17 protein-coding genes are annotated in these 21,177 nt (G+C 74.1%); 12 read left to right on the top strand and 5 right to left on the bottom strand.

The genetic code is table 11. The annotated features are described in order from the left end of the window. Positions 1–145: 145 nt before the first annotated feature. From AC0680_RS27815 to AC0680_RS27785, 7 genes are all read left to right on the top strand, one after another. Positions 146–889 (top strand): GntR family transcriptional regulator, encoded by a 744-nt coding sequence (locus AC0680_RS27815; protein WP_478633831.1) that lies wholly within the window; start codon positions 146–148, stop codon positions 887–889. 124 nt (positions 890–1,013) lie between these two features. Then, on the top strand, positions 1,014–1,724 hold the full coding sequence (locus AC0680_RS27810; RefSeq protein ID WP_468978280.1) for a DUF969 domain-containing protein: 711 nt from the start codon (positions 1,014–1,016) through the stop codon (positions 1,722–1,724). Then, a complete protein-coding gene (locus AC0680_RS27805; RefSeq protein WP_478633828.1) occupies positions 1,721–2,689 on the top strand; it encodes a DUF979 domain-containing protein in 969 nt (322 codons plus the stop codon). The genes AC0680_RS27810 and AC0680_RS27805 overlap by 4 nt, the downstream gene beginning before the upstream one ends. A gap of 50 nt (positions 2,690–2,739) precedes the next feature. Beyond that, positions 2,740–3,384: a pyroglutamyl-peptidase I gene (pcp, locus tag AC0680_RS27800; RefSeq protein ID WP_478633825.1), complete on the top strand. Its 645-nt coding sequence runs from the start codon at positions 2,740–2,742 to the stop codon at positions 3,382–3,384. 153 nt (positions 3,385–3,537) lie between these two features. Continuing rightward, complete coding sequence (locus AC0680_RS27795; protein WP_478633824.1) at positions 3,538–5,076, top strand: hypothetical protein; 1,539 nt, start codon at positions 3,538–3,540, stop codon at positions 5,074–5,076. 193 nt (positions 5,077–5,269) lie between these two features. Continuing rightward, positions 5,270–6,142, top strand: coding sequence for a hypothetical protein (locus AC0680_RS27790; RefSeq protein ID WP_478634034.1), 873 nt, complete (start codon positions 5,270–5,272; stop codon positions 6,140–6,142). A 56-nt stretch (positions 6,143–6,198) separates the two neighbouring features. Further along, complete coding sequence (locus AC0680_RS27785; protein WP_478633821.1) at positions 6,199–10,884, top strand: coiled-coil domain-containing protein; 4,686 nt, start codon at positions 6,199–6,201, stop codon at positions 10,882–10,884. Positions 10,885–10,915: 31 nt separating this feature from the next. Here AC0680_RS27785 and AC0680_RS27780 read toward each other — a convergent pair whose 3' ends face one another. After that, a complete protein-coding gene (locus tag AC0680_RS27780; protein ID WP_478633820.1) occupies positions 10,916–12,001 on the bottom strand; it encodes an S-(hydroxymethyl)mycothiol dehydrogenase in 1,086 nt (361 codons plus the stop codon). A 305-nt stretch (positions 12,002–12,306) separates the two neighbouring features. Next, positions 12,307–13,113 (bottom strand): IclR family transcriptional regulator, encoded by an 807-nt coding sequence (locus AC0680_RS27775; RefSeq protein WP_478633817.1) that lies wholly within the window; start codon positions 13,111–13,113, stop codon positions 12,307–12,309. A 161-nt stretch (positions 13,114–13,274) separates the two neighbouring features. Here AC0680_RS27775 and AC0680_RS27770 point away from each other — a divergent pair, with 161 nt between their 5' ends. Next, positions 13,275–13,604: a bifunctional 3-phenylpropionate/cinnamic acid dioxygenase ferredoxin subunit gene (locus tag AC0680_RS27770; protein WP_478633814.1), complete on the top strand. Its 330-nt coding sequence runs from the start codon at positions 13,275–13,277 to the stop codon at positions 13,602–13,604. Positions 13,605–13,658: 54 nt separating this feature from the next. On the opposite strand, the gene AC0680_RS27765 is transcribed toward AC0680_RS27770, so the two are convergent. Then, complete coding sequence (locus tag AC0680_RS27765) at positions 13,659–14,147, bottom strand: hypothetical protein (RefSeq protein ID WP_478634033.1); 489 nt, start codon at positions 14,145–14,147, stop codon at positions 13,659–13,661. Between the two features lie 268 nt (positions 14,148–14,415). Between AC0680_RS27765 and AC0680_RS27760 the strand changes: the two genes are divergently transcribed. Genes AC0680_RS27760 through AC0680_RS27750 form a run of 3 tightly spaced genes read left to right on the top strand, consistent with a single transcriptional unit; the run spans position 14,416 to position 18,079 of the window. Next, complete coding sequence (locus AC0680_RS27760; protein ID WP_478633811.1) at positions 14,416–17,208, top strand: nitrate- and nitrite sensing domain-containing protein; 2,793 nt, start codon at positions 14,416–14,418, stop codon at positions 17,206–17,208. Then, positions 17,205–17,645 (top strand): roadblock/LC7 domain-containing protein, encoded by a 441-nt coding sequence (locus tag AC0680_RS27755; RefSeq protein ID WP_468978260.1) that lies wholly within the window; start codon positions 17,205–17,207, stop codon positions 17,643–17,645. Before AC0680_RS27760 ends, AC0680_RS27755 begins: the two co-directional genes overlap by 4 nt. A gap of 20 nt (positions 17,646–17,665) precedes the next feature. After that, on the top strand, positions 17,666–18,079 hold the full coding sequence (locus AC0680_RS27750) for a DUF742 domain-containing protein (protein WP_468978258.1): 414 nt from the start codon (positions 17,666–17,668) through the stop codon (positions 18,077–18,079). 84 nt (positions 18,080–18,163) lie between these two features. On the opposite strand, the gene AC0680_RS27745 is transcribed toward AC0680_RS27750, so the two are convergent. Further along, positions 18,164–19,207 carry an MASE1 domain-containing protein gene (locus AC0680_RS27745; RefSeq protein WP_478634031.1) on the bottom strand — a complete coding sequence of 348 codons (1,044 nt, stop codon included), beginning with the start codon at positions 19,205–19,207 and terminating at the stop codon, positions 18,164–18,166. Between the two features lie 33 nt (positions 19,208–19,240). Beyond that, positions 19,241–20,065 (bottom strand): PP2C family protein-serine/threonine phosphatase, encoded by an 825-nt coding sequence (locus AC0680_RS27740; RefSeq protein WP_478633806.1) that lies wholly within the window; start codon positions 20,063–20,065, stop codon positions 19,241–19,243. 140 nt (positions 20,066–20,205) lie between these two features. On the opposite strand from AC0680_RS27740, the gene AC0680_RS27735 reads away from it, so the two are divergent. Continuing rightward, a complete protein-coding gene (locus AC0680_RS27735) occupies positions 20,206–21,075 on the top strand; it encodes an alpha/beta fold hydrolase (protein WP_478633804.1) in 870 nt (289 codons plus the stop codon). Positions 21,076–21,177 lie beyond the last annotated feature (102 nt).

The raw sequence follows: 21,177 nt of genomic DNA, 5'->3' as shown, positions 1-21,177 counted from the left end.
GTTGAACGATCCGACAAGAGGTGTGCGGCACCTGGTTCCGGCTCCGTTGTTTTGTCCCCTGGTCTGGGATTGACTTCCGCCCGACAGGACACCCGGAGGCACGCTGCGGCCGCCCGGTACGGACACGACAGCGGGGAGCGGCGGCATGGCCGGCCAAGTGGCGAAGAACGATCAGGGGCGGCTCGCCGAGGTCGCGGGCCTGGAACGGGACCGCGCCATGCTGGGGCGCGCCAGTACGGCCGAGCGGGTTGCCGACATCCTGCGCGACAGGATCACCGAGGGCTACTTCCCGCCCGGCGCCCGGCTCTCCGAGGAGAGCATCGGCGGCGCGCTGGGTGTCTCGCGCAACACGCTGCGGGAGGCGTTCCGGCTGCTGACCCACGAGCGGCTGCTGGTGCACGAGCTCAACCGCGGGGTCTTCGTGCGGGTGGTGACGGTCGAGGACCTGGACGACATCTACCGGGTGCGTACGCTCGTGGAGTGCGCGGCGGTACGGGGTCTGGGGCAGGGGCCCTACGACGCCCGCGTCGACGACGCCGTCGCGGCGATCGAGGCGGCCGTACGGGCCGGCGAGGCCGCCTCCGACGAGCGGGAGTGGCAGGACCTCTCGACCGCCAATATCCGCTTTCATCAGGGCATCGTGGCCCTCGCGGGCAGTCCGCGCACGGACGAGCTGATGCGGGGCGTGCTGGCCGAACTCCGGCTGGTCTTCCACGTCATGGCCGACCCCCGCCGCTTCCACGCGCCCTACCTCACCCGCAACCGGCAGATCGTCGAGGCGCTGCAGGCGGGCGACGCCGCCGAGGCCGAGCGGCTGCTGCACTCCTATCTGGAGGATTCGCGTGTGCAGTTGTCGGGTGCCTACGCCCGGCACATCGCGGAGGAGTGAACGCGGTTTCGAGATTGCCCGCGCAGACCCCTTGTCGGATCGTTGAACAATCGCCTAACGTCCGCTGCAATCTCGTAACCCCTCTTCACGGACCCGCGTGGTCCCGTACGCGGAAGGCGGATCCATGATCGTGCTCCTCGGCGTGCTCGTGGTCGTCATCGGTTTCGCCACGAAACGCAACCCCCTGCTGGTCGTGGGCGTGGCCGGCATCGGCACCGGCCTGCTGGGCGGCCTGTCGCCCGGCAAGGTGCTCGCCGCCTTCGGCGAGGGCTTCGCCGGCAGCCGGGCGGTGACGATCTTCGCGATCACCCTCCCGGTCATCGGACTCCTGGAGCGCTACGGCCTCCAGGAGCAGGCCCGCAACCTCATCGCCCGGTTCGCCAAGCTCACCACCGGCCGCTTCCTCGCGCTCTACCTGGGCCTGCGGCAGATCGGCGCCGCGGTCGGGCTGACCAACGTCTTCGGGCACGCCCAGACCGTCCGCCCGCTCGCCGTGCCGATGGCCGAAGGCGCCGCCGAGCGCAAGTACGGCCGACTCCCCGACCGGACGCGCGAGAAGGTCCGGTCCTTTTCCGCCAGCGCGGACAACGTCGGCCTGTTCTTCGGTGAGGACGTCTTCCTCGCCGTCGGCTCCATCCTGCTGATCACCGGATTCGTCAACACCACCTACGGCACCCACCTCGAACCGCTGCACCTCGCACTGTGGGCGATCCCCACCGCCGTGTGCGCCTTCGTGGTCCACGGCTGGCGACTGCTGCGCCTGGACCGCCAGTTGGAGCGCGAACTGCTCACCGCCAACGTCCAGCCCAGCGCCGCAGTGGAGGCAGCCCAGTGATCAAGGCAGAGTGGTTCTACTGGCTGGTCGGCCTCAGCTTCCTGGTGATGGCCGCTCAGATGGTCACCGACCGCAGCAACCCCAAGCGCTACGGGACCGGCGCCTTCTGGGGCCTGATCGGCGCCGGCTTCGTCTACAGCAGCTGGGTCGTCACCAAGCAGGCGCCCGCCGAGCCGCTGGGCGTCGCCGTGCTCGCCATGGCCGCGCTGGCCGGCTTCGGCTGCACCGGACGCGGCACCCCGCGCACCACCACCCCCGAGCAGCGCGCCGCCAGCGCGGCAAGGCTCGGCAACCGGCTGTTCGTCCCCGCGCTCACCATCCCGGCCGTCGCCATGGCCTGCGCCATCGGCGTCAAACACCTCTCCATCGGCGGCCGACCGGTCCTCCAGGAGGGCAGCGAGACCATCCTGGGCCTCGGGATCGGGGCCGTCGTCGCCCTCGTCGTCGGCATGGTCATGCTGCGGGAGAAGCGGATATCGGTGCCCGTGCAGTCCGGCCGCTCCATGCTGGAGGCGATGGGCTGGGCCATGCTGCTGCCCCAGATGCTGGCCACCCTGGGCGCCATCTTCCAGGTCTCCGGCGTCGGTGACCAGGTCGGCAAGCTCGCCACCTCCGTCCTGCCCAAGGACTCGCTCTACATCGCGGTGGTCGTCTACTGCGTGGGCATGTTCGCCTTCACCATCATCATGGGCAACGCCTTCGCCGCCTTCCCCGTGATGACCGCGGCCGTGGGCTGGCCCGTCCTGATCGGGCACTTCGACGGCAACCCCGCCGCCGTCCTGGCCATCGGCATGCTCGCCGGGTTCTGCGGCACGCTCGTGACCCCCATGGCCGCCAACTTCAACATCGTCCCGGCCGCCCTGCTGGAACTGAAGGACCAGTACGGGCCCATCAAGGCGCAGCTGCCCACCGCGGGCGTGCTGCTCGGCTGCAACATCGTGATCATGGCGCTGTTCGCCTTCTGAGCCGTCCGTCCCGTCCCGTCCGCCCCCCCAGCTCTGCCGAGGATGTCCGTATGACCCGGGTCCTGCTCACCGGCTTCCAGCCCTTCGACGGTGAGGCCACCAACCCCTCCTGGCAGGCGGTACGCGCCGCCGCGGCCGAACCGCCCGCCGGGATCGAGGTGTCCGCCGTCGAGCTGCCGTGCGTCTACGGGGCGTCGGTGGCCGTGCTGCGCGCCGCCATCGAGGAGGCCCGCCCCGAGGTCGTGGTCTGCGTCGGCCAGGCGGGCGGCCGCCCCGACATCACCGTCGAACGCGTCGCCATCAACGTCGACGACGCCCGGATACCCGACGTCTCCGGAGCCGAACCGGTCGACGAGGCGATCGTGCCCGGCGGCCCGGCCGCGTACTTCGCCACCCTGCCGATCAAGGCGTGCGTGGCGGCCGTCCGCGCCGCCGGGCTGCCCGCCTCCGTCTCCAACACGGCCGGCACCTTCGTCTGCAACCACGTCTTCTACGGCCTGGCCCACCTCATCGCCACCGAACTCCCCGACCTGCGCGGCGGGTTCGTGCACGTCCCCTACGCCCCCGAGCAGGTCACCGACCGCGCCCAGCCGTCGCTGCCGGTCCCCGCGGTCGCCCGGGCCCTGCGGGAGATCGCCGCCACCGCGGTACACACCCGCACCGACATCCGCGTGGCGGGCGGGGCCACCCACTGACCGGGGGGCCCGGCGCCCGGCCGTGACGAGCCGCCTCGTAGACTGGCGCACCGGCCCGAGAGCGGCCCGTCAACGGGCCCACCGGCCGTTCCACCCACGAGCGGATCCGCGCCGTTTCGTCCGTTGTCAGTGCGAGCGCCTACTCTGTGCGACGTGACTTTTCCCGCCCCGGGGCCCGCTGCGCCCCAGCTCAACGGGGTCAACCGCCCCGCGCCGGGCCCGGCCGCCGACGAAGGCCTGGCCCGCCGGCTGCGCGCCCTCGCGTGCACCGCGCCGCTGCACGACCTCGACGTGCGCAAGGCCAACCTCGCGGGCGAGTACGGCGGCTACGCCATGGCGGAGGTGGCGCTGGCCGTCATCGACCTCGTCACCCTCAACATGGACTTCGACACCGGCGCCGACCACGAGGAGATAGTGGCGAAGGTGCTCCCCCGGGTGGCCGCCCAGAACCCCGGCCGGCCCGCGGGCGAGCACGAGCGGGTGGCCCGCTGGGTGCTGGAGAACCTGATCAACGTCGGCAGCGTGGACCGCGGCTTCCGCGCCGTCTACGGCACGTTCACCACCGACGGCGAGTACGTCCGGCGCGACTACGACTTCAAGCTCATCGAGGAGGTCCCCGGCGCCGGCGGCACCGTCTACCTCCGGGCCACCGACGAGGCGGTCAACGTCCTGGTCGGCGCGCTCGACACCGATGTCACCAGCGCCCAGATCGCCGCCGAGGTCAAGCTGGAGGTGCTGATCAACCGCGGGCGGCTGGCCGACGCCCAGCTCGCCGCCGAGCAGGCCCGCTACCGCACCGTCCAGTACGCCGAGACCCTGCGCCGGACCCTGGACGCCACCCGGCGCAACGTCCGCGCCGTCGACTGGCTCGAGACCGTCCCCGACATGATCAGTGAGGCGCTGGACCACGTCGCGGACCGCTACCGCCACGAGAACGCCATCCTGACCAACATCCGCAAGGCCCGCGACGAGGCGGAGGCCGTCGATTCCAAGACGGGGGAGCACAAGCGCCGCGCCGCCGAGCTCGTCGACATCGTCAAGGACTGCATCCGCCGGCACACCCAGCTCCAGTCCCGGCTGCTGGAGGCCGGCCCGCTCTTCCGCGCCGAGCAGGACCGGCAGGCCTTCGCCGCCCCCGCCGCCCGCGCCGGACTCGACCTGTACGGCCAGCTCGTCGCGCCCCTGCTGCCGCTCCCCGCCGAGCAGGCCATCCGCGTCACCGACGCCTACTTCGCGCACGGCACGGGCCTGCGCACGCCTTCGGCGGTGCGCGTCGGGGACCTCGTCGAGGTGCTCCTGACCCCGCCCCTGGAGCGCGAGCACCTCGGCGCCGAGATGCCCGAGCCCGACCTGGTGGCCACGCCCGACGACAGCCGCTTCAGCGAGGCCCAGCTCGACGCCGCGATGGCGCTGCTGGACCTGCCGGCCGACGCGCCCCGCAGGCTCTCCGGCCTGCTCGCCGAGGCCCGCCGCAGCGATCCCGAACTCCCTTACCTCGTCGCCCTGCTGGCGGTGCACGCCGCCAGCCCGCCGGTGGGCACGGCCTACCGCCAGGGCGAACCGCAGCTGCTCTTCGCGGTCGACGACGGCACGGAGCTGACCGACCCCGAGTTCGGCGGCGCCGACCTCATCGTCGGCACGGCGCTCCTCGACGCCGCCGGGATGGCCGCCGACCGTTCGGAGGTGGCCTGATGCCCCTTCCGCCGATACCCACCACGCCGCCCGCGGCCGTCCGCCGCCGGACCGCGCCGTGCGGCCGCCCGCCCGCGCACCGGCACGATCCCGTCCGCCGGCAGCAGATGTCCGTGCCCGTCCCCCGCAAGGAGCCTGTCCCGTGACCCAGTACGACGCCGACGAGGTGGCGCAGCCGGACCCGGCGGCCGGTATTGGCGAGCCGGACCGGGGGGAGCGCCAGGACCAGGAACGCCCCCAGCCGATCACCCCGGCCGACGCCGCCGACGCCGCGCGGCTGGTCTCCTTCGGCCTCCAGCCCAAGCTGCTGCCGGCCCGCGACGCCGAGTACGGCGAGCTGCTGCGCCGCTATCGGGACGACCCCGCCTTCGCCCGGCTCGCCGACGCCGTCGCCACCGGCCTCGGCCTGGTCGTCCTGGAGGTCTCCACGCGCGCCGGGATGGCCGTCACGGCCGCCGAGGACTCCGTCTTCGCGGTGCGGATGGGCGACTACGCCCGCCGGGCCTCGGCCGACTCCGCCGACCGCTTCCTGCACGGCCTGGCCCACCTCGCGGTCGCCGCGCTCGCCTTCCCGCGCCCCGAAGACCTCGCCGACGACGGCTATATCGGGCGGATCACCGTCAACGGCGTCGACGCCTTCGTCCGGCAGGCGTGCCGCCGCCTGGAGGAGCGCGCCGAGCAGGAGGGCGAGAACACCGACCCGGCCACCGACGCCCCCGGCCTGGAGTCCGCCTGGCGGATCTACGCCCGGCGCAGCGCGACCGGCGCCACCAAGGACGCCCGGCGGCTGGCCGGCTCGACCACGGGCATCATCGCCAAGGCCGTCACGTTCCTCGTCGACTCCGGCTTCCTGCAGCGCACCGGCGACGACGCCGGCGGCGCCTACCGCACCACCGCCCGCTACCAACTCCAGGTCCGCGACATGGCCGGCAGCGCCGCCATGGCCGAACTCCTCGACCTGGGCATCGTCCCCGTCGCCGACGGCAGCGCCTCCCTGCTGCCGGGCGAGGACACCGACGACCTCGACCTGGTCTCCGACGCCGGACTGCCGTTCCACTCCGCCTGACGAGCCCGCCCGCCCACCGACCGCCGCATTTTCGCCCCACACCACGAGAGTCCGCCATGTACGAGCTGTCCCGGGTCCGCCTCTACTCCATCGGGCCTGCCGGTGCGCGCTATGCCGACACCGTGCTGGACCTGCGCGGAGTCGGCGCGCCGGTGCCCCGACCGGCCCCGGCGCAGGCGGACTTCTTCGAGGACGAGCCGGTCGGGCCGCCGCGCCGCCCGGCCCCCGCGGGCGTGCTCTTCCTGGAGAACGGCGGCGGCAAGTCCGTCCTGCTCAAGCTGATCTTCTCGGTGATGCTGCCCGGTCACCGCAACACCCTCGGCGGCGCCAGCTCCGGCGTGCTGCGCAAGTTCCTGCTCGCCGACGACTGCGGCCATGTCGCCCTGGAGTGGCAGCACGTCCTGACGGGCGAGAGCGTCGTCGTCGGCAAGGTCAGCGAGTGGCGCGGCCGGCAGGTCTCCAACGATCCCCGGAAGTTCGCCGAGGCCTGGTACAGCTTCCGGCCCGGGCCCGGCATGAGCCTGGACTCGCTGCCCGTCGCCGAGGCCACCCTCGTCCGTCCCCGCCAGGAGGGCGGCGAGGGCACCTCCGGCGCCCAGGGCCGCCGCCGCACGATGAAGGGCTTCCGCGACGTTCTGACGGAGGCCGGGAAGAACTACCCCAATCTGGACGTCGTCTGGGAGGAGATCCACGAGCGCTGGAACGAGCACCTCGGCGAGCTGGGCCTGGACCCGGAGCTCTTCCGCTACCAGCGGGAGATGAACGCCGACGAGGGCGAGGCGGCCGGCCTGTTCGCGGTCAAGAACGACTCGGACTTCACCGACCTGCTGCTGCGCGCCGTCACCGACACCCGGGACACCGACGGGCTCGCCGACCTGGTCCACGGCTTCGCCCACAAGCTCGGCCGGCGCGCCGAGCTGACCGCCGAGCGGGACTTCACCGCCGGCTCGCTCGACCTGCTCTCGCGCATCGCCGACGCCGCCGAGCAGCGCGAACGCGCCCGCGAGGTGCATGCGGGCGCCGAGCGGCGCACCCGGGGCCTGGCCCAGCGGCTGCACGGCCGCGCCACCGAGGAGCGCGGCCGCGCCGCCGAGCTGGCCGAACAGGTCGCCGCCGCGGCCCACCGCGTCACCGACGCCGAGCACACCCGCGAGCGCCGCTCCCTGGTCTCCGCCGAACTCGCCTACCGCCACGCCTCGTTGGCGCTGGCCGCCGCGGAGAAGGGCGCCGCCGCCCAGCGCCGCGAGCTGAACGACGCCCGTACGCTGCACAGCGCCTGGCAGGCAGCCGAGATCGCGCTGCGCCACCGCGCCGCGGCCGACCGCTCCGCCCGGGTCGCCGCCGCCATCCGGGAGGCCGAGCGGGACGCCGCCCCGGCGCTCGCCGCCCGCGCCACCGCCGCCGCCGACCTCGTACGGGCACTGCACGCGGCGGCGGAGGCGGGCGAGCGGGTCGCGAACGAGGAGGAGGAGCGCTCCGCCGCCCTTCAGGAGGCCGGCGAGTCGGCGCACCGCGACGCGACCACCGCCGCCACCCACGCCCAGCGTGCCCGCAGCGAGGCCGATCACCTCAAGCAGCGGCTCGCCGAGGTCGCCGAGGAGACCGCCGAGGCCGTCCGGGCCGGCTGGCTGGACGACAGCGCCCCCGACGCGGACCCGGCCCGTGCCGCGCTCGCCGCCTCGGATGCCGAGAAGACCGCCGTCGAGGCCTGGGACCAGGCCCGTGAGGCGGCGCGGCAGGCCACCGACCGCGCCCGCGAGGCGACGGCCCGGCACTCCGCCGCGGAGCTGGCGGCGGCCCGTGCCGAGGACGCCGCGCAGGCCGCCGGGCGCGCCTTCGACGCCGAGCGCCGCGCGGCCGAGTCGATCGGCGCCGAGCAGCGGCTCGCCGAACTCCTCGGGCTCGGGCAGTCCGAGGCGAAGGCCGTCGGCGTGCCCGGTCCCCGTACGGCCGCATCCGGTACGGACCCGGGCCCCGCGCGCCGCTTCGCCACCACCGGACCGCTGACGGCCGAGGAGCTGGACCGCAACGCCGATGCGCTGCGCGAACTGCTGGAGGAGGGCGTCGCCGCCGCCGAGCGGCAGCTGTTCGACCTGCGCACGGCCGCCGCCGACGACGCGCGGATCCTCGGCGCGCTGGGCGACGGCGGCCTGCTGCCGCCGGGGCCCGATGTGCTGGCGGCGGTGGAGTATCTGGGTGAGCACGGCGTCCCGGCGCTGCCGGGCTGGCGCTATCTCGCACAGTCCGTCGACCCCGCCGACCACGCCCGGGTGCTGGCGGCCCGGCCCGAACTCGTCGACGGCGTGATCATCACCGACCCGGACACCCACGCCCGGGCCCGCGAGGTGCTGGCCCAGGCCGCGCTGCTGCCGCGCTCCGCCGTCGCCGTCGGCACCGCCGCCGCGCTGCTCGCGCCCACCCCCGCCCCCGACGAGCGGGACACCGGCGTGTTCCTCGTCCCGCCGAACCCGGCCATGCACGACGAGTCCGCCGCCGACGAGGAGCGCCGGGCGCTGCGGACCCGCGCGACGGAGCGCGACGAGGAGATCCGGGCGCTGGCCGGCCGGCTCGCCGGGGACCGGGCGCTGGCCGCCCGGCTCGGCTCGTGGCGTGCGGGCTGCCCCGCCGGCCGGCTCGCGGAGCTGGCCGCCGCCGCGGACGAGACCCGCACGGCGGCCGACGAGGCCGCCGCCGGGCTCGCCGAGGCCCGTACGGCCCGCGCCGAGGCCGAGGAGATCGCGGCCGAGGCCACCGGGGTGCGCGACGAGCGGCAGGAGTCCGCGCAGCGCGCCCGCCGCGCCGCCGACCTGCTCGCCGGGCTGGCCCACCGGCTGCGCGAGCGCGCCTCCTGGCAGTCTCGGATGCGTGAACTCGCCGACGAGGCAGCCGAGTTCGAGGCCCGGGCCGAGGAGTGCGTGGACCGCGCCCGGGCGGCCGACGAGGACCGCCGGGCCGCCCAGCGGGCCGCCGACGACGCACGCCGTACCGCCCGCGCGCTGCGTGCCGAGCGCGCCGAGATCGCCGGTGTGCCGGAGGACCTGGGCGAGGCCCCGGAAGGGGCGAGCACCTCGCTGCCCGCGCTGCGCGAGGCCTACCGCGCCGCTTCCCAGCTCTACGAGAAGGTCGGCGTCGGCGCCGATCTGCGCGCCGAGCAGGCCCGCGCCGAGGGCGAGGAGTCGGCCGCGCTGGCCGAGCTCAACCGCCTCACCAACAAGGTCCGCACCCGCGCCGAGGCCCTCCTGGAGAGCCCGGACGCCGCTGACGGCCCGTCCCGGCAGGCCGCCGCCGCCCGCGCCGAATCGTTGGTGCAGATGCTGGAGTCCCGCGCCTCGGCCGCCAGCGAGCAGCTCGGCCGGCTGCGCGGCGAAGCCGAGCGGCTGGCCCCGACCGACAAGGCGGCGCACACCGAGCTGCCCGAGGAGCTGGTGCCCGCGGACGCCGACCGCGCCAAGGAGCTGCTGCGCACCGCGTCCGGCGAACTGGCCACCGCCACCGAGGCGTTGGCGGCCGCGCGGGAGGGGCACGAGGAGCTGCTGCGCGGCCACCGCGCGGCCGACGACGCGGCCGGCGGTTTCGACGAGACCGCCGCCCTGCTGCGGGATCTGCTGCGCGACCACCAGGACGCGGAGGAGGCGGCCGGCGAGCGGCCCGAGCCGTACGCGGGCTCCCTCGCCGAGGCCCGGCAGACCGCCGCCGAGTCCCGCCGCTCGCTGCGCGGCTGCGCCGCCGACCTCTCCGCCGCCGAGTCCGCGGTCCGCGAGGCCGCCGACGTCCTGGTACGGCATGCCAACTCCACCCGCTACGAGCAGGTCCGCACCCCCGCCCGGCAGCAGATCCGCGAACTGCCCGCCGCGGCCCTGCCGGACCACGCCGCCAAGTGGGCGCAGGCCTTCGCGCCGCGGCTGCGGGTGCTCACCGACGAGCTGGAGCAGCTGGAGCGCAACCGCGACTCCATCGTCGACCGGCTCCGCGGCCTGGTGGAGTCGTCGCTGACGACGCTGCGCTCGGCCCAGCGGCTGTCCCGGCTGCCCGAGGGGCTGGGGGAGTGGTCCGGCCAGGAGTTCCTGCGGATCCGCTTCGAGGACCCCGACCAGGCCACGCTCACCGAGCGGCTGGGCGAGGTCATCGACGAGGCGACCCGCTCGGCGGTGAGGAAGAACAGCGATCTGCGGCGGGACGGGATGTCGCTGCTGCTGCGCGGGGTCGGCGCGGCGCTGCAGCCGCGCGGCGTGGCCGTGGAGATCCTCAAGCCGGACGCGGTGCTGCGCGCGGAGCGGGTGCCGGTGGGGCAGATGGGCGATGTCTTCTCCGGCGGTCAGCTGCTGACCGCCGCCATCGCCCTGTACTGCACGATGGCGGCGCTGCGCAGCAACGACCGGGGCCGCGACAAGCAGCGGCACGCCGGCACGCTGTTCCTGGACAACCCCATCGGCCGGGCCAACGCGACGTACCTGCTGGAGCTGCAGCGCGCCGTCGCCGACGCGCTGGGCGTCCAGCTCCTGTACACCACCGGCCTGTTCGACACCACCGCGCTCGCCGAGTTCCCGCTGGTCATCCGGCTGCGCAATGACGCGGACCTGCGTGCGGGCCTGAAGTACATCAGCGTCGAGGAACACCTGCGGCCCGGTCTGCCGCAGCCGGACCCGTCCGGCGAGGTGGTGCACGGCCAGATCACGGCGACGCGGATGTACCGCCGCCCGGAGGATCCCGCGCCTCAGGAGGCGGGCGAAGCGGCCGGTTGACCCAAAGGCGCGGGGAGCGGGCCCGGGGCGGTCACAGCACCACGACCGACCGCAGCACCTCCCCGCGCCGCATCTTGGCGAAGGCCGCCTCCAGGCCGTCGAGTGCGATGGTCTCGCTGACGAAGCGCTCCAGATCGAGCTTGCCGCTCAGGAACAGATCGATCAGGACGGGGAAGTCGCGGCTGGGCAGGCAGTCGCCGTACCAGGAGGACTTCAGCGCGCCACCGCGCGAGAAGAGGTCGATCAGCGGCAGCTCGATGCGCATGTCGGGGTCGGGCACCCCGACCTGCACCAGCGTGCCGGCCAGATCGCGCATGTAGAACGCCTGCCGGTAGGTCTCCGGACGGCCCACCGCGTCGATCACCACGTCGGCGCCGTGTCCGGCGGTGAGCGCACGGACCGCCTCGACGGGGTCCGTACCACGGGAGTTGACGGTGTCGGTGGCGCCGAACCGCTCGGCCGCGTCCAGCTTGCCGTCGTCGATGTCGATCGCGATGACCCGGCGCGCCCCCGCCCGGGAGGCGCCCGCGACGGCGGCGTTGCCGACGCCGCCGCAGCCGATGACGGCGACGGTGTCACCGCTGCCGACCGCCCCGGTGTGCACGGCGGCGCCGTACCCGGCCATCACCCCGCAGCCGATCAGGCCCGCGGCCTCCGGGCGTGCCGACGGATCGACCTTCACCGCCTGTTTGGCCGCGACCAGCGTCTTGTCGGCGAAGGCGCCGATGCCCAGAGCCGGCGTCAGCTCCGTGCCGTCCGGCAGGGTCATCGGCCGGGAGGCGTTGCGGGAGTCGAAGCAGTACCAGGGGCGGGCGCGCCGGCAGGAGCGGCACTGCCCGCAGGGGGCCCGCCAGGCGAGCACCACGTAGTCGCCGGGTGCCGGCTCCGTGACACCGGGACCGACCGCCTCGACGACGCCCGCCGCCTCATGGCCGAGCAGATAGGGGAAGTCGTCGCCGATCGCGCCGTCGCGATAGTGCAGATCGGTGTGGCACACCCCGCAGGCCTGTACGGACACGAGCACGTCGCCCGGGCCGGGATCGGGCACGAGGATCGGCAGCACCTCGACGGGCGCGCCCTTCTTCAGGGCGACGACGGCGCGGGCTTCGTGCGGCATGTCTCACTCCTAATACAGCGCCTGCGGTGACGGCAGGGGCGGGTGACACAGGTGAGGTGGCACGGATGCCTGTGAGGGGTGGGAGTGGTGCGCTGCGCTGAGAACGGGGACAGCGGTGGAGGGCGCTCCACCACCGTCTCCGGTGTTGCCTATAACGCGCTAGGTTGCGCCATAGGAGACATGCTGGAAGTCCGTCAGGGATCCGTCAAGGGGCGATTTTCTGCTAGGGGGCGCCGGCTTCGCGGGGGCACCCCCGGGGGAGCGCCCCAGGGTCCTGGAGCGCTCCGGACGCCCTCACGCGGTCCTCAACCCGCGTACCCCATACGGCGGGAGAGCTCGGCCGCGGCCTTCGCGGCGCGCTCCGCGAGCTCGGGGAGCAGCTGACGCTCCATCCGGTAGGCCGGTCCCGAGACGCCGATGGCCCCGATCACCGCGCCGTCGTGCGCCCGCACCGGCGCCGCCACCGCGTTCAGGCCGATCTCCAACTCCTCGCTGGTGCAGGCGAATCCGTCCGCCAGCGCGGCGGCCAGCTGCTCGCGCAGACCGGCGGCCGTGGTCAGGGTGTGCTCGGTGAACCGCGCCAGCTTCCGGGTCGCCAGGCTCTCCCGGCGCTGCGCCGGCAGATGGGCCAGCAGCACCTTGCCGCTGGCGGTGGCGTGCAGCGGGGTGCGACGGCCGAGCCAGTTGTAGGCGGTGACCGCGGCGGCGCCCCTGGCCTGCATGATGTTGACCGCCGCATCGCCGTCCAGCACCGCGATGTTGGCGGTCTCCCCGGTGTCGTCGGCGAGCGCCCGGCACACCGGCTGGCCCTCCTGGGAGATGTCCAGCCGGATCGCCGCGGCGCCGGCCAGCCGCAGCACCCCGGCGCCGAGGTAGTACTTGCCGCGCTCCTTCTCCTGCGCCACCAAGCCCCGGCTCTCCAGCACCCCGAGGATCCGGAACGCGGTCGACTTGTGGACGCCCAGCTCCTCGGAGATCTCGGTCACCCCGGCCTCGCCCAGCCTGGCCAGGATCTCCAGCACGCTCACCGCGCGGTCCACGGACTGGACGGACCCCGCCCCGCCGCGCCGCTCCTCGGGCCGGTCGTCCGCCGTATCGCTCGTGTTCGCCATGGGTCTTTGCGTCACCACCCCGTCGCCCCCGACGGGCACGTCTGAGGGCATCTGCCGGGAAGCCCTTGACGGCCCGCTCCCCGACTTGGATTCTGTTGCGCATCGCGCTCTGCGATGCGTTATTCAGAACACATGATACCGGCCAGCGCGAGGGGGGCCAGATGATTCCCGTCTGCCGCATCGAGGACCTGCCCGAGGGCGAGTCCGTACGGATCGAGATCGACGACGCCACACCGGCCATCGCGGTCTTCCATGCCGAGGGCGGGTTCTACGCCGTCGACGACACCTGCAGCCACCAGGACGCCTCGCTCTCCGAAGGCTGGGTGGAGGGCTGCTTCGTCGAATGCCCGCTGCATGCGGCCCTGTTCGACCTGCGCACCGGCGTCCCGAGCTGCCTGCCGGCCCGGCGCGCCATACGCACCCACGAGGTCGGCGTCCTGGACGGGATGATCCACGTACGGCCCGCCGTGCGGGAAGAGGCGGTGGCCTAGAGGCCGTCCGACGGGCCGGGGCGGGCCGCGGCCCCGGGCCGTCGCCCCGGTCGTTCACGCGGCCGCGCGGTCCACCCCGGACGAGCCCTCCCGCGAGGCGCGCCGCTCCTGCCGGCGCGCCCGGCGCCGCTCACGGCGCAACTCCCGGGCCGTGCTGCTCGGCTGGGACCGCACCCCGTTGCGCTGCACCCAGACCTGGCGGGTCACCCAGACGTCGAGTACGCCCCAGGTGGCGACCACGGTGCTGGCGACCGTACCGAGCACCGCGGGGAAGGCGAACCAGGAACCCGCCAGGGTGCACAGGAACGCCACCATGGCTTGAATCAGCGTGACCGCCACGATGATGACCGCGCGCACCGCGGCCGTGCGCACCGGATCCGCCATCCTGGGCCGGGCCGCCGGTTCCTCCTGCCACAACGGCCGCCTGCCGGTGTCCATGAACGCGTCACACTCCCCGCACTCTCCCCGTGTGTCCGGCTCCTCGGTGGCTGCCCGGGTTTCGCCGGGTGCATTCCCTGGGTGCCGCACACCGTTCACGTCCATGGTCACGCACCGAAGCGGTGACGGGTTACTCGGGGTAGGGAAAAACCGGCCAAGTGTCCCGACCTGCGGCCGAATACGGCCGAGACGTCCAGCCCAAGGAATACGGGCGGGTTGTCCGGGAATCAGCGGACAACGTAGGACGATCCTGCCGCGGGGACCTCCGTGACCTCACAAGAGGCCTTCGGCTCCGTCCCCCGACAGTAGTAGGCTCGCGCCGTTTGTTGACGGAACACCGCCCCCGTGCGCCGGGGTTGACGTGGGGGAGGCCATGCGCTTTCGCGGGAAGTCGGTCCGCCGGAAGATCGTGGCGTTGCTGCTCGTACCGCTGGTGTCCCTGACGTCCATGTGGGCGTTCATGACGTATATCACCGGACGTGAGGCCAACCAGCTGCTGGACGTCGGCAACGTCGTACAGAGCCTGGGCTATCCGGTCGAGGACGTCATCCAGGCCCTCCAGCGCGAGCGCCGGCAGAGCCTGCTCTACCTGGCCGACCGGCGCGGCGCCGACGCGCAGGGCGAACTCCACGCGCAGACCCGGGCCACCGACGAGGCCATCACCCGGCTGCGCGCCGACGCCGACACCCGTGACGTGCGCGAGGACCTGACCGGCGACGCCGGCGACCGGATGGACGGCGTCCTCAAGGGCCTGTCCGGCCTCGGCTCGCTGCGCGCCCAGGTCGAGGACAACACCGTCACCCGCGACGAGGCCATGGAGAGCTACAACTCCCTGGTCGACCCCGGCTACGACTTCCTCGCCGCGCTCCACGCCCTGGAGAACGTGGAGATGGACAAGCAGGGCCGTGCGCTGGTCAACATCACCCGTGCCCGGGAGGCCGTCTCCCGCGAGGACGCCCTGATGTCCGCGGTGCTCGCCTCCGGCAGCATGAGCAGGCGCGATCTGCGCTCGCTGTCCGACCGGGTGGCCGAACGCCGGGTCCTGTACGACACCAACCTCCCCGCCCTGCCGTCCAAGGACCGCGGCCTCTACGAGGACTACTGGCGCTCCGCCAAGGCCGGCGAACTGACCTCCTACGAGGACCGGGTGATCGCCGCGGGCGCCGGGAGCGGCCCGCGGGTGATCAACGCCGAGCGCTGGCACACCGCGGCGGAGAAGGTGCTCGACGACCTCGAACGGATGGGCAAGGACGCCGGCGACCGCTACCAGCAGCGGGTCGCCCCGGTCGCCTCGCACATCCTGCTCAAGGCCGCCATCGCGGGTGTCCTCGGCTTCATCGCGCTGCTGGTCTCGGTCATCGTCTCCTTCCGCATCGGCCGCCGCCACGTCCGGGACCTGACCCGGCTGCGCAAGACCGCCCACGAGGTCTCCGGCGTACGGCTGCCGAGCGTGATGCGCCGGCTGGCGGCCGGCGAGCAGGTCGATGTGGAGACCGAGGCACCCCGGCTCGAATTCGGTCCGGACGAGACCGGTCAGGTCGGCCAGGCGCTCAACACCCTCCAGCGGGCCGCCATCGAGGCCGCCGTCAAACAGGCGGACATGCGCCGCGGCGTCTCCGAGGTGTTCGTCAACCTCGCCCGCCGCAGCCAGGTCCTGCTGCACCGCCAGCTGACGCTGCTGGACGCCATGGAGCGGCGCACCGAGGACACCGGCGAACTCGCCGACCTCTTCCGGCTCGACCACCTCACCACCCGTATGCGGCGGCACGCCGAGGGCCTGGTCATCCTCTCCGGCGCGGCCCCGTCGCGGCAGTGGCGCAAACCGATCCAGCTGATGGACGTGGTGCGCGCGGCGGTCGCCGAGGTCGAGGACTACGAGCGGATCGAGGTCCGCCGGCTGCCGCGGCTCGCGGTGGACGGCCCGGCGGTCTCCGACCTCACGCACCTGATAGCCGAACTCCTGGAGAACGCCACCGTCTTCTCGCCGCCGCACACCGCCGTACAGGTGCTGGGCGAGCGGGTGGCCAACGGCTACACCCTGGAGATCCACGACCGCGGCCTGGGCATGGCCCCGGACCTGCTGCTGGAGGCCAACCTCCGGCTCGCCGAGACCCCCGAGTTCGAGCTGTCCGACACCGACCGCCTCGGCCTGTTCGTGGTCAGCCGGCTCGCCCAGCGCCAACACGTACGGGTCTCGCTGCAGCCCTCGCCGTACGGCGGCACCACCGCCGTGGTCTTCATCCCGGGCGAGATCCTCACCGAGACCTCCGACGGCGCCAGGGAGGTCGACGGGCCGGCCCCCGACGCGCTGTCCGGCCCGCCGGGCAACGAACTGGAGCACGCCGCGGGCAAGTTGGCCGCGCTCTCGCACGCGCCGCTGCCGCTTCCTGAGCGGGAGCGGCGGACGCCCGGCATCCTCGACGGACCGGTCGAACTGGAGGCGCCGCTCGCCCTGGACGGGCTGGGGCCCCACGAGGACGAGGAGAACCTCTTCCGGGGCCGGGACCGCGACGCCGGCCGGGACCGCGACACAGGCCGCCGCGCCACGGGCCCCGGGCCGCGCAGCATCGCTCCGGTGCCGCCGGTCCCCGACGGCGAGCAGCACCAGCAGACCCGGGACCAGGCTCCCGGCGGCGGACTGGCACCGCTGCCGCGCCGCCCCCGGCCTCCGGTGCTGGTCTCCGACCACGGCAGGACGGTCGACGGCCGCAACGGCGTGGACGAGCCGTCCGACCCCGAGCCGTCCGGCGAGCGCCCCTCCGGCGAGGACGACGGCGACCCGGGCCCGCCCCCGAGTCCGCCCACGGCGCGCACGCCGAAGGGGCTGCCCCGCCGGGTCCGGCAGGCCAGCCTCGCACCGCAGCTCAAGGCCGAGGCGTCCGCCCAGGCCGCGGCGGAGCCGCCCGGCGCGGCGCCCGAGGACGACCGGGACGCCGCGGCGGTGCGGGCCCGGATGGCCTCGCTCCAGCGGGGCTGGCAGCGCGCCCGCCGGGAGCACGGCGAGGAACCGCGCCCCGGCGCGGCACCGCCGGACCAGGACGCGACGGCGCAGAACCCGCCGGCCGCGGACACCACAGACCCGGATGCCCCTGACCGGGCCGCACACCGCGGCGAGGACACGGGCACCGCAGCACCAGGAACCACATCGGGAGGGGACGGTCCATGACCGCACCGAAGGCAGCAGCTTCCAGCGCATCGTTCTCGGCGAAGGGGTCCGGTGAGCTGAACTGGCTCCTGGACGAGCTGGTGGATCGGGTCGGCTCCATCCGCAAGGCCCTCGTGCTCTCCAGCGACGGACTGGCCACCGGAGCCTCGAAGGACCTGACCCGCGAGGACGGCGAGCATCTGGCCGCGGTCGCCTCCGGCTTCCACAGCCTGGCCAAGGGCGTCGGCCGGCACTTCGACGTCGGGCAGGTCCGCCAGACCATGGTCGAGCTGGACGACGCGTTCCTGTTCGTCAGCGCGGCCGGCGACGGCAGCTGCCTGGCCGTGCTCGCCGACGCGGACTCCGACGTCGGACTGATCGCCTACGAGATGACCTTGTTGGTCAAGCGGGTGGGCGCGCACCTGGGCACCGCGCCCAGGTCCGGCCTGCCCACCTGAGCAACGACGACGGTGACGCCATGAGCGATCAGGACGGCCGGGCGGCGCGGGACCGGGAGGCGGCCCGCTGGTTCGACGACGAGGCGGGGCCCGTCGTCCGGCCGTACGCCATGACGCGCGGGCGCACCCGCACGGACGCCGAGGGGCGCCTCGACCTGATCGCGCAGGTGGTCGCCGAGAGCCGGGCGGAGCGCACGATCGACGACCAGACGCTGTCGCCGGAGCAGGTCGAGATCGTCGAGCTGTGCCGGGAGACGCCGCTGTCGGTCGCCGAGCTGGCGGCCGAACTCGACCTGCCGGTCGGCGTCGTACGGGTCCTGATCGGCGACCTGCTGGACGCGGACCTGGTCCGCGTCAGCCGCCCGGTGCCGCCCGCCGAGCTGCCCGACGAGAAGGTGCTGCGCGAGGTGATCGACGGCCTGCGGGCCCTGTGACCGGGGCCCTGGGGGCGCCCGTCCGGTCCCCGCGGGCCTGCGAGGCCCTCGGCGAGGCAGCCCCTGCCCACCTGCCGTCCACCCCTATCCGCCGTCGTCGCCGGACTTCCTCCGGCGCGGCGGCGGCCACTGCTCCGCGGACGGCTCGGAGTCCAGCTGGCTGACCGCCTCCGACAGTTGGAGGACGATCTGCATGATCTGCCGCTGGGTGTTGCGCCGCTCGGTGATCACCGCGGCCAGCAGCAGCGCGGTGAGCGCGGTGATCCCGTTGAAGGCCTGCAGGGTGACCATGTTGGTGAACAGGTCGTGCAGCGCGAACGGTCCCGAGCCCTGGGCGGCCGCCATGATCGCGACCGTCGAGACCAGCAGCGCACAGGGCGCCGCCCCGGCCCGTTCGAACCGGAACGCGGCCCACATCAGGCACGGCGAGACCAGGAAGAGCAGATTCATCGAGCTGCTCACGGCGAGCACGGTGACGGTGAACGTACAGCCGACCAGCAGCACCGCCTCCGCCCACCGCAAGAGGGGCACGCGCCTGGCGAGCGGCCACCGGGCGGTGCTCAGGAGCAGCAGCACCGGCGTGATCACCAGCACCCCCATCGCGTCGCCGGTCCACCACACCGCCCAGGTGGGCCAGAAGCCCGACGCCGGCAGCGCCCCGGAGAGCACCAGGACACCGCTGCCGACCGTCGAACTCACCAGCATCCCGGTCAGCGCGCCCAGCACCACCAGCGCCAGGGCGTCGCGCAGCCGGTCCAGCTCCGTGTGGAACCCCACCCGGCGAAGCAACCGGTAGGAGAGCACCGGGCCGATCGTGTTGCCGGCGACGATCGCGAGGACCACCAGCGGCGACGGCCCCAGCGAGACGTTGACCAGGAACGCGCCGAGGGCGACCCCCGGCCACATCCGCAGCCCGAGCAGCAGCAGCGCCGTCAGGGCGATGCCGGTGGGCGGCCACAGCGGGGTGACCTGGCCGCGGACGAGTTCCTGCAGGAGGCCGAGCTGGGCGCTGCCGTAATAGATTCCGGCGGTCGCCAGGACCTGCACGACGGTGACCCGTTGCCGCCACACGACGGCACGGAGCCGCACGGCTGTGCCGCCGTGCCGTCCGCGCCGCTCGTCGTGCACCACACCAGCCTCCGCTCGTCGCCGCGGGCGCGCCTATGCGTAGGGGCCGCCGTTGTGGCGGAGCACGAGCACGGCGGCATCGTCGGTGTGCCCCGTCAGATCGGCCACCGCGATCACCGCGGCCGCCAGGTCCTCGGCGTCCTCGGCGTACCCCTTGCCCACCAGGTCCGCCACCCGCGCCAGCCCCTTCTCGATCGGGTAGGACGGGCCCTCCACCACCCCGTCGGTGATCAGCACGAACGCCCCCACCTCGGTCAGCCGGCGGTGGGTGACCGGGTAGCGCTGGTCGGGGAAGACCCCCAGGGGCAGTCCTCCCGGGTCCATCAGCACCTCCGCGCCGGAGGCGGTGGCCCACACCGCCGGGACATGGCCGGCGCGGGCACCGGCCAGTTCGCCGCTGTCCGGGGCGAAACGCAGGAAGGTGCACGTCGCCAGGAGGTCGGAGCTCATCGACAGCAGCAGGTTGTTGGCCCGGTCCAGGACGTCGCCGGGGTCGGTGGTGGCGCCCGCCACGGCGCGCAGGCCGGTGCGCACCTGCCCCATGAAGGCGGCGGCCTCCACGTCGTGGCCCTGGACGTCGCCGATGGCGAAGCCGAGGGCGCCGTCGGGCAGCAGGAACGCGTCGTACCAGTCGCCACCGATGTCCAGCCCCGTCTGGGCCGGTACGTAGCGGGCCGCGGTCTGCAGTCCGGGCAGGCCCGGCAGCTCCGGCGGAAGCATGTGCCGCTGCAGCTCCACGGCCAGGGCCACCCGTGCCTGCTGCAGTTTGATCCGCTCCATGACCCGGCCGGTGAGCTGGCCGAGGAGGCGCAGCAGCTCCTCGGACGGCGGGCCGGAGGTGGTGCGGTGACCGTTCATTCAGCACCCCGCTCCGCATGGCCGACCCCGAAGGGACGAATCGCCGCTGAACTCTCACATTACCTCCGGCTCGTTGAGCACTGCTCAACATCGGGAGTACGCTCTATTGAGCAACTGTCAACAGGAGGAGAACCGCCGCCATGCCCACGGACGCCAGCCCGGCCCCCGTCGAGCGCCTGGAGATCCAGGTCGGCCCGCACACCTACGACGCCCTGGCCTCGGGCCCCGCCGACGGGGAGCTCGTCCTGCTGCTGCACGGCTGGCCGGAGTTCGCCGACTCCTGGAGCGCGGTGCTCCCCGTCCTCGGTGCGGCCGGCTACCGCGCCCTCGCCGTCGACCAGCGCGGCTACTCCCCGCGGGCCCGCCCCGCCCGGATCGCCGACTACGCCGTCCCCGAACTCGTCGCCGACGCCCTCGCCTTCGCCGACTCCCAGGGCGCCGGCCGCTTCCACCTCGTCTCCCACGACTGGGGCGGCATGGTCGCCTGGGCGCTGGCCGGCGCCCACCCCGAGCGGCTGAAGTCCCTGACCGTGCTGGCCACCCCGCACCCGGACGCGCTCAACCGCGCCGCCGCCGAGGACCCCACCCAGCACCACCGCCTCGACTACGTCCGCTTCTTCCGCCGTGACGACGGCGCGGCGGAGGCCGCCCTGCTCGCCGACGACGCCGCCCGGCTGCGCGCCGCGTACGGCGGAAAGGTCCCCGACGCGCTCGTCGAGGGCAACATCCGCCGGCTCTCCGCACCGGGCGCGCTGACCGCCACCCTGAACTGGTACCGCGCCCCCGAGTCCGTCATCTCGGTGCCCGCCGGCCGCATCACCGTCCCCACCCTCTTCCTGTGGGGCAGCGAGGACATGGCGCTGGGCCGCGGCGCGGCCGAGTCGACGGGGGAGTGGGTGGACGGCCCGTACCGCTTCGAGGCACTGGAGGGCGCCAGCCACTGGCTGCCCGAAGAGGTCCCCGACCTCGTCACCCCCACGATCCTCGACCACCTCGGGCAGTACGCCTGACGCCACGGCGGGGGGGGGGGGGGGGGGGGGGGGGGGGGGGGGCGCGCCGGCGGGAGGCGCGCCCCACCCCCGCCCCCGAATGCCGGGACGAGGTTGGGCCGG

This window comes from Streptomyces sp. NPDC043738 (assembly GCF_056436545.1).
Note: the sequence above shows the minus strand (reverse complement) of the source record. Positions and strands in the feature narration are given on the sequence as shown.